This window comes from Pseudokineococcus sp. 1T1Z-3, from assembly GCF_037482365.1.
Classification (GTDB): Bacteria; Actinomycetota; Actinomycetes; order Actinomycetales; family Quadrisphaeraceae; genus Pseudokineococcus.
Window position 1 is genome coordinate 377,093 of sequence record NZ_JBBHZF010000026.1, and the last position, 15,318, is coordinate 392,410.

Annotated in this window: 11 protein-coding genes; 10 read left to right on the plus strand and 1 reads right to left on the minus strand. The window is 75.7% G+C overall.

Annotated elements, in window-relative coordinates; translation table 11 throughout:
- Positions 1–15: 15 nt before the first annotated feature.
- The 3 genes from WDV86_RS13870 to WDV86_RS13880 all read left to right on the plus strand — a co-directional run bounded on the left by WDV86_RS13870 (position 16) and on the right by WDV86_RS13880 (position 2,165).
- Positions 16–1,125: an alcohol dehydrogenase catalytic domain-containing protein gene (locus tag WDV86_RS13870; RefSeq protein ID WP_339568223.1), complete on the plus strand. Its 1,110-nt coding sequence runs from the start codon at positions 16–18 to the stop codon at positions 1,123–1,125.
- A gap of 147 nt (positions 1,126–1,272) precedes the next feature.
- On the plus strand, positions 1,273–1,668 hold the full coding sequence (locus WDV86_RS13875) for an HGxxPAAW family protein (protein WP_339568224.1): 396 nt from the start codon (positions 1,273–1,275) through the stop codon (positions 1,666–1,668).
- A gap of 161 nt (positions 1,669–1,829) precedes the next feature.
- The gene (locus WDV86_RS13880) at positions 1,830–2,165 is read left to right on the plus strand and encodes a DUF2752 domain-containing protein (protein ID WP_339568225.1); all 336 of its coding nucleotides are present in this window, start codon (positions 1,830–1,832) and stop codon (positions 2,163–2,165) included.
- Between the two features lie 162 nt (positions 2,166–2,327).
- On the opposite strand, the gene WDV86_RS13885 is transcribed toward WDV86_RS13880, so the two are convergent.
- Positions 2,328–2,882, minus strand: a complete 555-nt coding sequence (locus tag WDV86_RS13885; protein ID WP_339568226.1) for a DUF4190 domain-containing protein — start codon at positions 2,880–2,882, stop codon at positions 2,328–2,330.
- 268 nt (positions 2,883–3,150) lie between these two features.
- Here WDV86_RS13885 and trpC point away from each other — a divergent pair, with 268 nt between their 5' ends.
- From trpC to pyk, 7 genes are all read left to right on the plus strand, one after another.
- Positions 3,151–3,981: an indole-3-glycerol phosphate synthase TrpC gene (gene trpC / locus WDV86_RS13890; protein ID WP_445263065.1), complete on the plus strand. Its 831-nt coding sequence runs from the start codon at positions 3,151–3,153 to the stop codon at positions 3,979–3,981.
- Positions 3,978–5,402 carry a tryptophan synthase subunit beta gene (gene trpB, locus WDV86_RS13895; protein ID WP_445263066.1) on the plus strand — a complete coding sequence of 475 codons (1,425 nt, stop codon included), beginning with the start codon at positions 3,978–3,980 and terminating at the stop codon, positions 5,400–5,402. Before trpC ends, trpB begins: the two co-directional genes overlap by 4 nt.
- An 86-nt stretch (positions 5,403–5,488) precedes the next feature.
- On the plus strand, positions 5,489–6,247 hold the full coding sequence (gene trpA, locus WDV86_RS13900) for a tryptophan synthase subunit alpha (protein ID WP_445263095.1): 759 nt from the start codon (positions 5,489–5,491) through the stop codon (positions 6,245–6,247).
- A complete protein-coding gene (lgt, locus tag WDV86_RS13905; RefSeq protein ID WP_339568229.1) occupies positions 6,244–7,341 on the plus strand; it encodes a prolipoprotein diacylglyceryl transferase in 1,098 nt (365 codons plus the stop codon). Before trpA ends, lgt begins: the two co-directional genes overlap by 4 nt.
- A gap of 226 nt (positions 7,342–7,567) precedes the next feature.
- Positions 7,568–12,196 carry a glutamate synthase large subunit gene (gene gltB, locus WDV86_RS13910; protein ID WP_339568230.1) on the plus strand — a complete coding sequence of 1,543 codons (4,629 nt, stop codon included), beginning with the start codon at positions 7,568–7,570 and terminating at the stop codon, positions 12,194–12,196.
- Positions 12,189–13,682: a glutamate synthase subunit beta gene (locus WDV86_RS13915; RefSeq protein WP_339568231.1), complete on the plus strand. Its 1,494-nt coding sequence runs from the start codon at positions 12,189–12,191 to the stop codon at positions 13,680–13,682. The genes gltB and WDV86_RS13915 overlap by 8 nt, the downstream gene beginning before the upstream one ends.
- 121 nt (positions 13,683–13,803) lie before the next feature.
- Entirely contained in the window at positions 13,804–15,285 is a 1,482-nt protein-coding gene (gene pyk, locus WDV86_RS13920) for a pyruvate kinase (protein ID WP_339568232.1), read from the plus strand.
- The last annotated feature ends 33 nt before the right edge of the window (positions 15,286–15,318 follow it).

A 15,318-nucleotide genomic window follows, 5' to 3' on the forward strand; every position in this document is an offset into this window, starting at 1 on the left:
CGTAGCGTCGCGGGCGTGAGGGCCCTCGTGCTGCGCCGCTTCGGCGTGGAGCCGCTCGTCGAGCAGGTTCCCGACCCGGCTCCGCCGGCGGACGGCGTGGTGCTGCGGGTCGCGGCGAGCGGGCTGTGCCGCAGCGACTGGCACGCCTACGCCGGGCACGACCCCGACGTCGTCGTGCCGCAGGTGCTCGGCCACGAGATGGCCGGTGTGATCGAGCGCGTCGGACCCGAGGTCAGCCGGTGGCGGGTGGGGGACCGCGTGACGACGCCGTTCGTCTGCGGCTGCGGCCGGTGCCCCACGTGCCGCGCCGGGGACCCGCAGGTGTGCCCGCACCAGCGCCAGCCGGGCTTCACCGACGACGGCTCCCTCGCCGAGCTCGTGGCGCTGCACCACGCCGACGCCAACCTCGTCGCGCTGCCGCCGGTCGAGGACGGCGGCCCCGAGGACGCCGCCGCCGCGGCGCTCGGGTGCCGGACGGCGACCGCCTACCGGGCGCTCGTGGGGCGGGCACGGCTGCGGCCGGGCGAGCCCGCCGTCGTCCTCGGCTGCGGCGGGGTGGGGCTGTCCGCCGTGATGCTCGCGCGGGCGCTCGGCGCGGGAGTGGTCGTCGCCGTCGACGTGTCGCCGGCGGCGCTGCTCCGGGCCCGCGAGCTCGGGGCCGACGTGACAGTGAGGGCCACCGCGGCAGCGGGCCACGGCGTGGACGCACCTCGGGCGGTCGACGAGGGCGACGAGGTGGTCGCCGAGGTGCTCGCGGCGACCGGGGGCGGCGCCGCGGTCGCCGTCGAGGCGCTCGGCTCCCCCGAGACGCTGTCGAGGGGGCTCTGGTCGCTGCGGCGGCGCGGGCGCCTGGTGCAGGTCGGGCTGCTGCCGCCCGGGCCCGACGGCTCCGGCCGCCCGGCCGTGCCGATGGAACGCGTCATCAGCCACGAGCTCGACGTGCTCGGCAGCCACGGCATGGCCGCCGCCGACTACCCGGGGCTGCTCGACCTCGTCGCCACCGGCGCGCTGCGCCCGGCCGACCTCGTCGGCGAGGTCGTCGGGCTGGAGGCGGCCGGCCGGGCGCTCGTCGACCTCCCGCGACGGTCGACCGCTGGGGTCGTCGTGGTCGACCCGCGCCGGTAGCGCTGCTCCCCGCGGCCGAGGCGTGGCCGGGGGCGACGCCCGCGCGCGCCCTCGGTGGCCCCGGCGACACGGTGCGGCATGATGATCGCCGACGCACCCCGCCGGCCAGGCGGTCCGCGGCGAGCCGGCTCGGAGGAGAGGACACCCATGGCGCAGCAGGAGCGGGTCGAGAGCACCGAGCGGGACGCCGGGCAGCAGCGCGGCCCCGTCCTCCCGCCGCACACCGAGGACCACGGCCACAGCGTCGCCGCGTGGACGGCGGTCACCATCTGCCTCGTCGGCGCCCTCGTGGCCAGCCTCGGCGTCGTCTTCCTCGTCTGGTGGGTCTTCTGGGTGGGGATGGCCGTCTTCGCGCTCGTCGGTCCCCTCGTCGGGCGCGTGCTCTCGGCCATGGGGCGCGGCGCCGTCAAGGTCGAGCAGTCCTCCGACCACCCCTCCGACGAGCCGCACGACATCGACGGCCGGGGCGAGCAGAAGCCCGGTGCGCGTGCCGGCGGCTCCGGGCCCGACGCCGGCACGGCCACCGACCCCGGCACCCGCTGAGTCCTCGGCAGCCGCTGAGTCCTCGGCAGCCGCTGAGTCCTCGGCAGGCGCTGGGCCCCGCGAGCAGGGGGACGCCGGGTCCTGCCCGGTCGCACGCACGGGTCCCCGCCCGCTGGCCCCCCACGCTGCTGGGCGCCCTCGGGGCGGCGGCGGTGGGGAGCGTGGCCCTGCGCGACCCGCACGTGCCCGGCAGCTGGGTCACGTGCCCCTTCCTCCTGGTCACGGGCCTGCCGTGCCCCGGGTGCGGCGGCCTGCGGGCGGTCCACGACCTCGTCAGCGGGCAGGTCGCCGCCGCCCTCGTCAGCAACGCCCTCGTCGTCGTCCTGCTCGTCGGTGCCGTCGCCGTCTGGGCCACCTGGACGGCCGCGGCGATCCGACGACGTCCGCTGCGCCTGGTCGACGCCGTCACGGGTCGCCACGCCGTCCTGCTCGCCGCGAGCCTCGTCACGTTCACCGTGCTGCGGTGGGTGCCGGGCCTGGAGTGGCTGCGGCCCTGACGGCGTCCCGGCGTGGCGGGCGACCCGGCCTCACCAGTGGTCCGACCCGACGAGGACCCGGCCCGGCACGCGCGACGGGCCGCGAGGCCCCGATCTCCGGTCGCTCGCCTCCGGGCCGTCAGGCTGCGCGGCCTCGGGGGGCCGCGCAGCCCACCGACCCGGTCAGCCGAAGGCCTGCTCTGCCTGGTCCTCGAGGCAGGCGTCGAGCTCGGCGGCCTCGAGGCCCTCGCACGCGGCGAAGGCCTCGCCGAAGAAGGGCACGAGCAAGGAGGTGAAGGCCACCAGGACGACGAGGAAGACGAGCCCCAGGACGATGCCGGCGATGCCGAGGGCCAGACCCGTCGTCGCGACGCCCTTGTTCGTCGCGTCACCGCGCGCCACGCGCTTGCGGCCGACGACGCCCAGCACCAGCGCGACGACGCCGAGGAGGATGCCGGGGACGCTGGTGCAGGCGAGCAGCACCGCGACGATGCCGACGACGAGCGCGCCGACGCCCACGCCGTTCTTGACCTCGCCGCCCGTGCTCCCGCCGCCCGCCGGGCCGGACGGCGACGCGTCGCCCCCGTAGCGGACGGCCTCGGCGCCACCGTCCCGGGGCCGGTCGGCGGGGACGCCGTAGCCGGCCGCGGGCGGCTCGCCGTACCCGCGCGACGGGCTCGCCGCGTCGTCGCCGGTGCCCTCGGGCCGGGGCTCGGGCTGGTCGCCGGGGGTGCTCACGGTGGGCCTCCAAGACCTCGACGCCCGCCCCGGGGCGTGACCTCGGCGGCGGACCTGACCTCGACGTCGCCGGGCGGCGACGGCACGGCCGCACGGGCCGACGGCCACGACCGTAGCCGCCGGGCACCCTTGCGCCGGGGAGCGGCCCGGTCGCGGCGCCGGGCCGGGGCCGTCCGGGGCGCCGCGCGGCACGCACTACAGTCGTCGCCGACCGCCGAGCGGACCTGCACCGGCCCGCCCACCGCCGCCCGGAGGGAGCGCCGAGGACGTGAGCGTGCTCGAGGACATCCTCGCCGGCGTCGCCGCCGACCTCGCGGTGCGCCAGCAGCGCACCAGCCTGGACGAGCTGAAGGAGCGCGCCGCCCGTGCCCCCGCGGCGCTCGACGCCGTCGAGCGCCTGCGCCGGGTCGACGGCGTCGAGGGCCGTGGCTCGGTGAAGGTCGTCGCCGAGGTCAAGCGCTCCTCCCCGAGCAAGGGCGCCCTGGCCGCCATCGGCGACCCGGCCGGGCTGGCCCGCGACTACGAGGCCGGTGGCGCCGCCGTCATCAGCGTCCTCACCGAGCGCCGCCGCTTCGGCGGCAGCCTGGAGGACCTGGACGCCGTGCGTCGCACCGTCGACGTCCCCGTCCTGCGCAAGGACTTCCTCACCACCTCCTACCAGCTGCTGGAGGCGCGCGCCCACGGCGCCGACGTCGTCCTGCTCATCGTGGCGGCCCTCGAGCAGCCGGCGCTCGTGTCCCTCGTCGAGAGGACGCACTCCCTCGGGATGACGGCGCTCGTCGAGGTGCACGACGTCGAGGAGGTCGCCCGCGCCGTCGACGCCGGCGCCCGTGTCATCGGGGTCAACGCCCGCGACCTCAAGACGCTGCAGGTCGACCGGGCGACCTTCGCCGCCGTCCGCCCGGCCATCCCGCCCGGCGTCGTCGTCGTCGCAGAGTCCGGCGTCCGCGGCTCGCACGACGTGTTCGACTACGCCCGCGCGGGCGCGGACGCCGTCCTCGTCGGCGAGGCCCTCGTCACCGGCGGGGACCCGCGCTCGGCCGTGGCCGACCTCGTCGCCGCCGGCAACCACCCCTCCACCCGAGCAGGACGCGCATGAGCACGCAGACGCCCTCCCGCAGCGACGCCGCCACGGTGCCGGCGCCGCCCACCTCCGGCCGGCCCGGCGGCGGTGCGTGGTCGGCCGCCAGCGGCCCCTACTTCGGGCGCTTCGGCGGCCGTTTCGTGCCCGAGGCGCTCGTGGCGGCGCTCGACGAGCTCGACGCCGCCTTCGCCGCCGCCTGGGCCGACCCGGCCTTCCGCGCCGAGCTCGACGAGCTGCACGCCACCTACACCGGCCGCCCCAGCGTCCTCACCGAGGCTCCACGCTTCGGCGCCCACGCCGGCGGCGCGACCGTCCTGCTCAAGCGCGAGGACCTCAACCACACCGGCTCCCACAAGATCAACAACTGCCTCGGGCAGGCGCTGCTGACCCGGCGCATGGGCAAGCGCCGCGTCATCGCCGAGACGGGCGCCGGCCAGCACGGCGTCGCGACCGCCACGGCCGCGGCGCTGATGGACCTGGAGTGCGTCGTCTACATGGGCGAGGAGGACACCCGCCGCCAGGCGCTCAACGTGGCTCGGATGCGGCTGCTGGGCGCCGAGGTGGTCCCCGTGACGACGGGCTCGCGCACGCTCAAGGACGCCATCAACGAGGCCATGCGTGACTGGGTCGCGAACGTCGACGACACCCATTACCTGCTCGGCACCGTCGCCGGCCCCCACCCCTTCCCGACGATGGTGCGTGAGCTGCACCGCGTCATCGGCACCGAGGCTCGCGCCCAGGTGCTCGAGCGGGTCGGCCGGCTGCCCGACGTCGTCGCCGCGTGCGTCGGCGGCGGCTCCAACGCCATGGGCATCTTCCACGCCTTCCTCGACGACGAGGACGTCACGCTGCTCGGCCTGGAGGCCGGCGGCGACGGCGTCGAGACGGGCCGGCACGCCGCGGCCATCGCGGGCGGGCTGACCGGCGTGCTGCAGGGCACCCGCTCCTACGTCATGCAGGACGAGGACGGCCAGACCGTCGAGTCGCACTCGATCTCCGCGGGTCTGGACTACCCCTCCGTGGGCCCCGAGCACGCCTGGCTCGCCGAGACCGGGCGGGCGCGGTACCGGCCCGTCACCGACGACGAGGCGATGCAGGCCATGCGCCTGCTGTGCCGCACCGAGGGCATCATCCCGGCGATCGAGAGCGCCCACGCCCTGGCCGGCGCCCTGGAGGAGGGACGGCGGCTCGGCCCCGACGGCGTCGTCCTGGTCAGCCTGTCCGGGCGGGGGGACAAGGACGTCGACACGGCCGCCCGCTGGTTCGAGCTCGTCAGCGAGTCCGACCTGGTGGCGGCGCAGGACGTGCGCACCGACCGCGCCGACGAGGGCGTCCACGACGGCCCCGACGTCGTCGCGCCCGCCGGCGCCGGACCGGCCCAGGAGGGCGTGCCCGCCTCTGGCCCGGGCTCGCGGGACGACCGGGGCGACGCGTGAGCGCGCCCACGTCCACGGGCGAGCCCACCGCAGCCGCCGCACCGGCGGCGGGCGGGGCTGCGGGCACCAGCCGCACCGCCGCCGCGCTGGACGCCGCCCGCGCCCGCGGCGGCGCCGGCCTCGTCGGGTACCTGCCCGTCGGCTACCCCGACCTCGCCACCTCGGTGCGGGCGGCCCGGGCGATGGTCGCCGAGGGCGTCGACGTCGTCGAGCTCGGGCTGCCGTACTCCGACCCCGTCATGGACGGGCCGGTCATCCAGGCCGCCGCGGAGGCGGCGCTGGCGGGCGGCACGCGGCCGCGCGACGTGCTGGCCGCCGTCGAGCAGGTCGCCGGGTCCGGCGCCGCCGTGCTCGTCATGACCTACTGGAACCCCGTCGACCGCTACGGGGTGGACGCCTGGGCCCGCGACCTCGCCGCGGCCGGCGGCGCCGGGATGATCACGCCGGACCTCATCCCCGACGAGGGCGCCGAGTGGGTCGAGGCCGCGACCGGCCACGACCTCGACCGGGTCTTCCTCGTCGCGCCCTCCTCGACGCCTGCGCGGCTGGCCAGCACGGCCGCCTCCTGCCGGGGCTTCGTCTACGCCGCCTCGACGATGGGTGTCACCGGCGTGCGGTCCGCGGTCGGCGGCGCTGCCGCCCGGCTCGTCGCCGACACCCGTGCGGCGGGGGCGCAGCGGGTGTGCGTCGGCCTCGGCGTCTCGACCGCCGCGCAGGCCGCCGAGGTCGCCGGCTACGCCGACGGCGTCATCGTCGGCTCCGCGCTCGTGCGGGCCCTCGGCGACGGCGGCGTCCCGGCCGTCGGGGCGCTCGCCGCCGAGCTGGCGGCGGGGTTGCGCGGGTGAGCGGCCTGCTCGCGGCACCCGCCGCCGCCCTCCAGGGCGCCCTGGCGCCGGTGCTCGCCTCGATCCCCAGCCCGCCGACCGGCGTCTGGTACCTGGGGCCGGTGCCGGTCCGGGCCTACGCGATCGCCATCATCCTCGGCGTCGTCGCCGGCGTCCTCGTCGGCGAGCGGCGGCTGCGGGCCCGCGGCGCCCCTCCCGGTGCGGCCGTCGACATCGCGGTCTGGGCGGTCCTCGCCGGGATCGTCGGCGCCCGCATCTACCACGTGCTGTCCTCGCCGGCGGCCTACTTCGGCGAGGACGGCGACCTGCTGAGCGCGCTCTACGTCTGGAACGGCGGCCTGGGCATCTGGGGTGCCGTCGCCGGCGGCTTCCTCGGCGCCCTCGTGCCGATCCGCCAGCTCGGGCTGCGGGTCGGTGTCGTCGCGGACGCCCTGGCGCCCGGGCTGCTGCTGGCCCAGGCCATCGGGCGGTTCGGCAACTACTTCAACCAGGAGCTGTTCGGCCGGCCCACCGACCTGCCGTGGGGCCTGGAGATCTCGCCGGAGAACCGCCCTGCCGGCTACGCGGACGTCGAGACCTTCCACCCGACCTTCCTCTACGAGTCGCTGTGGTGCCTCGTCGCGCTCGGCGTCCTGCTCGTGCTGGAGCGGGTCCTGCGGCTGGGCCACGGCCGGGTCTTCATGACCTACGTCCTGCTGTACGTGCTGGGTCGCGGCGTCATCGAGACCTTCCGCATCGACGAGGCCGTCGTGGTCGGCGGGCTGCGGCTCAACGTGTGGACCTCCGTGGTCGTGGGGCTCGTCGCCGTCGTGCTGCTGCTCGTCAGCTCGCTGCGCCACCCGGGCCGGGAGGCGAGCGCGCTGCGTGAGCCGCGGCCGCAGACGGCGGCCGCCGCGGCGGAGGTCGAGGCGCTCGACGCCGGGGCCGACCCCGAGGAGGCCGCCGAGGCGGGGGAGCGCGCCGGCGCCCAGGCCCACCAGCGCCAGGCCCACCAGCACCAGGCCCACCAGCACCAGGCCCACCAGGACCAGGTCCACCAGCACCAGGCCCGGCCGTCGTCGGCCGCCGGGGACGACCCACCCGACCGCGGCTGACGCCGGGGCGAGGCAGCTCACCCGGGCCCGGCGAGGACGGCAGACCGGTCACGACCGCGGTCGCCGGGCCGGTGGTCTCGACCTGCGGCCCGAGCGCCGGAGCAGGGGCTGCGGCGGTGTACCTTTCCTCGACCTGGGGCCGCCACGCCCCGACCCGTCCCCCGTCCCGCCGACCGGCGGGGCACGTCGGCCGCAGCGCGGTCCCCGTGAGGATGGTGCGAGACCCATGAGCCCCGCACAGGCCCCCCGCCCCACCGCCACCGTCGGCGCCCCGGCCGAGACGCCGGTGCCACCGGCGCGTGCCCCCGGCACCCCGGCGCCGCAGGGCCTCTACGACGGCCGGCACGAGCACGACGCCTGCGGCGTCGCCTTCGTCGCGACGCTGCGCGGGACCCCGGGCCACGACATCGTCGACCACGCGCTCACGGCGCTGCGCAACCTCGACCACCGCGGCGCCGTCGGCGCCGAGGAGGACACCGGTGACGGCGCCGGCATCCTCACCCAGGTCCCCGACGAGCTGCTGCGCGCGGTGCTGGCCGAGGAGCAGGGCGTCGAGCTGCCGCCGCGGGGCGCCTACGCCGTCGGTCTGGCGTTCCTGCCGGTCGACGAGGACGCCGCCGACGAGGTGGCGGCCCGGCTGGCCGTCATCGCCGAGGAGGAGGACCTCGCCGTCCTCGCGTGGCGGGACGTGCCCGTGGCCGCCGAGCTCGTCGGCATCACCGCGCGCGCCGCCATGCCGCGCTTCCGCCAGGTCTTCGTCGCGGGCCGCTCGGCCCGGATCACGGGGATGGCGCTCGAGCGGCGTGCCTTCTGCCTGCGCAAGCGGGTCGAGCACGAGGCCGACGTCTACCTCGCCTCGCTGTCCTGCCGCACCATCACCTACAAGGGGATGCTGACGACGGGGCAGCTGGAGCCCTTCTTCCCCGACCTGTCCGACCGCCGCTACACGACCGAGCTGGCCGTCGTGCACTCGCGCTTCTCGACGAACACCTTCCCGTCGTGGCCGCTGGCGCACCCCTTCCGGCTGATCGCCCACAACGGCGAGATCAACACGGTCCAGGGCAACCGCGGGTGGATGCGCGCGCGCGAGAGCATGCTCGCCTCCGACCTCATCCCCGGGGACCTGGCGCGGCTCTTCCCCATCTGCACCCCCGGGGCGAGCGACTCGGCGTCCTTCGACGAGGTCCTCGAGCTGCTGCACCTCGGCGGCCGGTCGCTGCCGCACGCGATGCTCATGATGATCCCGGAGGCGTGGGAGAACCACGCCCAGATGGACCCGGCGCGGCGGGCCTTCTACGAGTTCCACTCGATGTTCACCGAGGCCTGGGACGGCCCGGCAGACGTCGTCTTCACCGACGGCACGCTCATCGGCGCGGTGCTCGACCGCAACGGCCTGCGGCCCTCCCGGTACACCGTCACCCAGGACGGGCTCGTCGTCCTCGCGAGCGAGACGGGCGTGCTCGACCTCGACCCGGCGACGGTGGTGCGCAAGGGCCGGCTGCAGCCGGGCCGGATGCTGCTCGTGGACACCGGCGCCGGCCGGATCGTCGACGACGAGGAGGTCAAGGCCGAGCTCGCGGCGGCGCACCCCTACGACGAGTGGCTGCTCGGGGGCATGCTGCGCCTGGAGGACCTGCCCGAGCGCGAGCACGTCGCGCACACGCGCGCCTCCGTGACGCGCCGGCAGCAGACCTTCGGCTACACCGAGGAGGAGTTGCGCCTGCTCGTCGCGCCGATGGCGCGGGCGGGGGCCGAGCCGATCGGCTCGATGGGCACCGACACGCCCGTCGCCGTCCTGTCCACGCGCCCGCGGCTGCTGTTCGACTACTTCACCCAGATGTTCGCGCAGGTCACGAACCCGCCGCTGGACGCCATCCGCGAGGAGCTCGTCACCTCGCTGACGACGGGGGTCGGGCCCGAGCAGAACATGCTGTCGGTGAGCCCGGCGCACTGCCGCCAGCTCGTCATCCCCTTCCCCGTCATCGACAACGACGAGCTCGCCAAAATCGTCCACGTCGACGCCGACGGCAACCTGCCGGGCTTCCGGTGCGTGCGGGTCAGCGGCCTGTACCGGGTCGACGGCGGGGGCGAGGCCCTCGCGGCCCGCCTCGAGGAGATCTGCGCCGAGGTGAGCGCGGCCATCGCCGACGGCGCGCGCTTCGTCGTCCTGTCCGACCGGGACTCCGACGCGCTCCTGGCGCCGATCCCCTCGCTGCTGCTGACCGCCGCCGTCCACCACCACCTGCTGCGGGAGAAGACGCGCACGCAGGTGGGACTCGTCGTCGAGGCCGGCGACGTTCGCGAGGTCCACCACGTCGCGCTGCTCGTCGGCTACGGGGCCGCGGCGGTGAACCCCTACCTGGCGATGGAGTCTGTCGAGGACCAGGTGCGTCGCGGCGTCGTCCGCGGCGTGGAGCCGGCCGACGCCGTCCGCCGGCTCATCTACGCGCTCGGCAAGGGCGTGCTCAAGGTCATGTCCAAGATGGGCATCTCGACCGTCGCCTCCTACCGGGGCGCGCAGACCTTCGAGGCGCTCGGGCTCTCCTCCGAGCTCGTCGACCGCTACTTCACGGGCACGACGACCCAGCTGGGCGGCATCGGCCTCGAGGTCATCGCCGAGGAGGTCGCGCGCCGGCACGCCACCGCCTACCCGCCCGGCGGCCAGCAGGCCGCCCACCGCCGGCTCGAGGTCGGCGGGGAGTACCAGTGGCGCCGCGAGGGCGAGCCGCACCTGTTCGACCCCGAGACGGTCTTCCGGCTGCAGCACGCCACCCGGGCCGGGCGCTACGACGTGTACAAGCAGTACACCCGGCGCGTCGACGACACCGCCGAGCAGCTCATGACGCTGCGGGGGCTGTTCTCCTTCGCGCAGGGCCGCGAGCCCGTCCCGGTCGAGGAGGTCGAGCCGGTCAGCGAGATCGTCAAGCGGTTCTCCACCGGGGCCATGAGCTACGGCTCGATCTCGGAGGAGGCGCACTCGACGCTCGCCGTGGCGATGAACCGGCTCGGCGGCAAGAGCAACACCGGCGAGGGCGGCGAGGACGTCGAGCGGCTGCTGGACCCCGAGCGCCGCAGCGCGGTCAAGCAGGTCGCCTCGGGCCGGTTCGGCGTCACGAGCATGTACCTGACCCACGCCGACGACCTGCAGATCAAGATCGCGCAGGGCGCCAAGCCGGGGGAGGGCGGGCAGCTGCCCGGCCACAAGGTCTCGCCGTGGATCGCCCGGACGCGCTACTCCACGCCCGGCGTCGGGCTGATCTCCCCGCCGCCGCACCACGACATCTACTCCATCGAGGACATCGCCCAGCTCATCCACGACCTCAAGAACGCCAACCCCTCGGCGCGGGTGCACGTCAAGCTCGTCAGCGAGATGGGCGTCGGCACGGTGGCAGCGGGGGTCAGCAAGGCGCACGCCGACGTCGTCCTCATCTCCGGGCACGACGGCGGCACGGGCGCGAGCCCCCTCACCTCGCTCAAGCACGCCGGCGGTCCGTGGGAGCTGGGCCTGGCCGAGGCGCAGCAGACCCTCATGCTCAACGGGCTGCGCGACCGCATCACCGTCCAGGTCGACGGCCAGCTGAAGACCGGTCGCGACGTCGTCGTGGCCGCGCTGCTCGGCGCCGAGGAGTACGGCTTCTCGACGGCGCCGCTCGTCGTGTCCGGGTGCATCCTCATGCGCGCCTGCCACCTGGACACCTGCCCGGTCGGGATCGCGACGCAGAACCGCGAGCTGCGGGCCCGCTACGGCGGCAAGGCCGAGTTCGTCGTCAGCTTCTTCGAGTTCCTCGCCCAGGAGGTCCGCGAGCACCTCGCGGCCCTCGGGCTGCGCTCTCTCGACGAGGCGGTCGGGCGCAGCGACCTGCTCGACGTGCGTCGCGCGGTTGACCACTGGAAGGCCTCCGGGCTGGACCTCGCGCCCGTCCTGCACCAGGTGGCGCTGACGCCCGGGTCCTCGCGCCGGCGCACGACCGCGCAGGACCACGGGCTGGAGAAGGCGCTGGACCACCAGCTCATCGCCATGAGCCGCGACGCGCTGGAGAACGGCACGCCGGTGCAGGTCAGCTCCGCCGTCCGCAACGTCAACCGCACCGTCGGGACGATGCTCGGGCACGAGGTGACCCGCCGGTACGGCGAGCAGGGACTGCCCGAGGGCACGGTCGACGTCACCCTCACCGGCAGCGCCGGGCAGTCCCTCGGGGCCTTCCTGCCCCGGGGCGTCGTGCTGCGGCTCGTCGGCGACGCCAACGACTACGTCGGCAAGGGCCTGTCGGGCGGTCGGGTCGTCGTGCGGCCCGATCCCGGGTCGCCCTTCGTGGCGGCCGAGAACGTCATCGCGGGCAACACCATCGGCTACGGCGCGACGTCGGGGGAGATCTTCCTGCGGGGGCGGGTCGGGGAGCGCTTCTGCGTCCGCAACTCCGGCGCGACCGCCGTCGTGGAGGGCGTCGGGGACCACGCGTGCGAGTACATGACCGGCGGCACCGTGCTCGTGCTCGGGCCGACGGGGCGCAACGTCGGCGCCGGCATGTCGGGCGGCACGGCGTACGTGCTCGACCTGGACGAGGGCGAGGTCAACCCCGCGGCCGTGCGCAGCGGCGAGCTCGGGGTGCACCCGCTCGACGCCGCCGACCGCGTCGTCGTGGGGGACCTGCTCGTGCGCCACCAGGCCGAGACCGGCTCCGAGGTCGCGGGCGCGCTGCTCGCGGCCGGCGACGCGGGCCTCGACCGCATCACCAAGCTCCTGCCCCGGGAGTTCTCCCGCGTGCTCGCCGTCCGCGCGGCGGCGCAGGAGGAGGGCCTGGACCCCGACGGCGACGACGTCTGGGCACGCATCGTGGAGGCGACCCGTGGCTGACCCGAAGGGCTTCCTCACCCAGCGCGAGCGCGAGCTGCCGGCGCGCCGGCCCGTGGACGTGCGGATCATGGACTGGCGCGAGGTCTACGAGCAGCGCGACGAGGGTGCGCTGCTGCGCCAGGCCGGGCGCTGCATGGACTGCGGCATCCCGTTCTGCCACCAGGGCTGCCCGCTCGGCAACCTCATCCCCGAGTGGAACGACCTCACGTGGCGGGGGGACTGGGCCGAGGCCGTCGAGCGGCTGCACGCCACGAACAACTTCCCCGAGGTCACGGGGAGGTTGTGCCCGGCGCCGTGCGAGAGCGCCTGCGTGCTCGGCATCAACCAGCCGCCCGTGACGATCAAGCAGGTCGAGGTGGCCATCGCCGACCGGGCCTTCGACGAGAGCTGGGTCGTCCCGCAGCCGCCGGAGCGGCTGACCGGGCACACGGTGGCCGTGGTCGGGTCCGGCCCGGCGGGGCTGGCCGCCGCGCAGCAGCTCACGCGGGCGGGGCACACCGTCGCGGTCTACGAGCGCGACGACGCGATCGGCGGGCTGCTGCGCTACGGCATCCCCGAGTTCAAGATGGAGAAGGACCTGCTCGACGCGCGGCTGGCGCAGATGCAGGACGAGGGCACGCGGTTCCGGCCGGGGACGCCCGTCGGCGGGGACTCCCCGCGGGCGGTGCCGGGGCAGGCGCTGGTCTCGCGGTACGACGCCGTCCTGCTGGCCGTGGGGGCCACGGCGCCGCGGACGATGCCGGTGCCGGACGCAGACCTGCCGGGGATCATGCCGGCGATGGACTACCTGGTGCCGGCGAACCGGGCCGCCCGCGGCGGCGGCGAGGGCGAGGACGGGCGCGGCGTGCCGGCGCACCTGGACGCGCGGGGCCTCGACGTCGTCATCATCGGCGGCGGGGACACCGGCGCCGACTGCCTGGGGACGGCGCTGCGCCAGGGCGCCCGCTCGGTGACGCAGCTGGCCCACGGCCCGCAGCCGCCCGCCGAGCGCTCGGCGGGGGAGCCGTGGCCTGTCGACCCCCGCCTGTTCGAGGTGACGAGCGCCCACGAGGAGGGCGGCGAGCGGCGCTTTACGGCGTCGACGACCCGCTTCCTCGCGGGCGAGGACGGTCGCGTGGGCGGGCTGGAGATCGTGCAGGCCGAGCGGGTGGGCCGCGAGACCCGACCCGTCGAGGGCACGGAGGAGGTCATCGACGTGCAGATGGTCCTCGTCGCCACGGGCTACACCGGCCCGGAGCAGGGGCCGCTGCTCGACGAGATCGGCGTCTCGCTCGACGACCGCGGCAACGTGGCGCGGGACGGCTCCTGGGCGACCGACGTCCCCGGGGTCTTCGTCGCCGGCGACGCCGGCCGAGGGCAGTCGCTCATCGTCTGGGCCATCGCCGAGGGGCGGGCGGCGGCCGCGGCCGTGGACGCCTACCTCACGGGCCAGCCGAGCACCCTGCCTGCACCCGTCCGCCCGACGGACCGCCCGCTCGTCGTCTGAGGCGCCGCCGGCGACCAGCGGTCGAGGTCGCGGTGACCGCCCGGGGACGGGCACCCGACGGCGCGACGACCCGTGGCGCGAGCAGGAGCTCGGGATGCCTGCGCTCTGTAGGCTGCGTCACATGCGCCGCGCCAAGATCGTCTGCACCCTCGGGCCCGCCGTCTCCGGCGACGACCAGCTCCGCGCCCTCGTGGACGCCGGCATGGACGTGGCCCGCTTCAACCTCAGCCACGGCTCGCACGCCGAGCACTCGGCCCGCTACGAGCAGGTCCGCCGGGCGTCCGACGAGGCCGGTCGGGCCGTCGCGGTCCTCGTCGACCTGCAGGGACCCAAGATCCGCCTCGGCAAGTTCGCCGACGGTCCGCACGCCCTGGGCGTGGGCGACGTCTTCACCATCACGACCGAGGACGTCCCCGGCGACGCACAGCTGTGCTCGACGACGCACAAGGGCCTGCCGGGCGACGTCGCACCGGGCGACGTCATCCTCGTCGACGACGGCAAGGTCACGCTGAGCGTGACGGCCGTCGAGGGTCCGCGCGTGGTCACCCAGGTCGTCGTCCCCGGGGTCGTCTCCGACAACAAGGGCCTCAACCTGCCGGGTGTCGCCGTCGGCGTCCCCGCGATGTCGGACAAGGACGTCGAGGACCTGCGCTGGGGCCTGCGCCAGGGAGCCGACATGGTCGCGCTGTCCTTCGTGCGGGACGCGAAGGACGTCGAGGACGTCCACAAGATCATGGACGAGGAGGGCCGACGGGTCCCCGTCATCGCCAAGGTGGAGAAGCCCCAGGCGGTCGAGAACCTCGAGGCGGTCGTCGACGCCTTCGACGGCGTCATGGTCGCCCGCGGCGACCTCGGCGTGGAGCTGCCGCTGGAGCAGGTGCCGATCGTCCAGAAGCGGGCGGTCGAGCTGTGCCGGCGGTCGGCCAAGCCCGTCATCGTGGCCACCCAGGTCCTGGAGTCCATGATCTCGGCGCCGCGGCCGACCCGCGCTGAGGCCTCCGACTGCGCCAACGCCGTGCTCGACGGGGCCGACGCGATCATGCTCTCGGGCGAGACGAGCGTCGGCCAGTACCCCGTCGAGGCCGTCCAGACGATGGCCAAGATCATCGCCAGCACCGAGGCCCACGGGCTCGACCGCATCCCGCCGCTGGGGACCAACCCGCACACCCGCGGTGGGGCCATCACCCGCGCGGCGCTCGACGTGGGCGTCAACCTCGGCGCAAAGTTCCTCGTCGTGTTCACGACGACGGGTGACTCGGCCCGGCGGATGGCGCGCCTGCGCTCGCCGATCCCGCTCATCGTCTTCTCCCCGGAGCCGCGGGTGCGCTCGGAGCTGGCGCTCACGTGGGGCGTGCAGACGTATCTCATGCCCTACGTCACCCACACCGACGAGATGGTGCTGGCGCTCGACGAGGTGCTGCTGGAGAGCAAGGTGGCGGCCGAGGGCGACCTCGTCGTCGTCGTCGCCGGTGCGCCCCCGGGCATCCCCGGGTCGACGAACGCGCTGCGGGCGCACCGGATGGGCGACGCCGTCAACGGCGTGACGCAGGCCTACCGCGACACCCGCACCCAGGTGGGCGCCCGCCAGGGCGAGCCGGCCTGAGACGTCAGCCCTGAGACGTCAGCCCCGAGACGC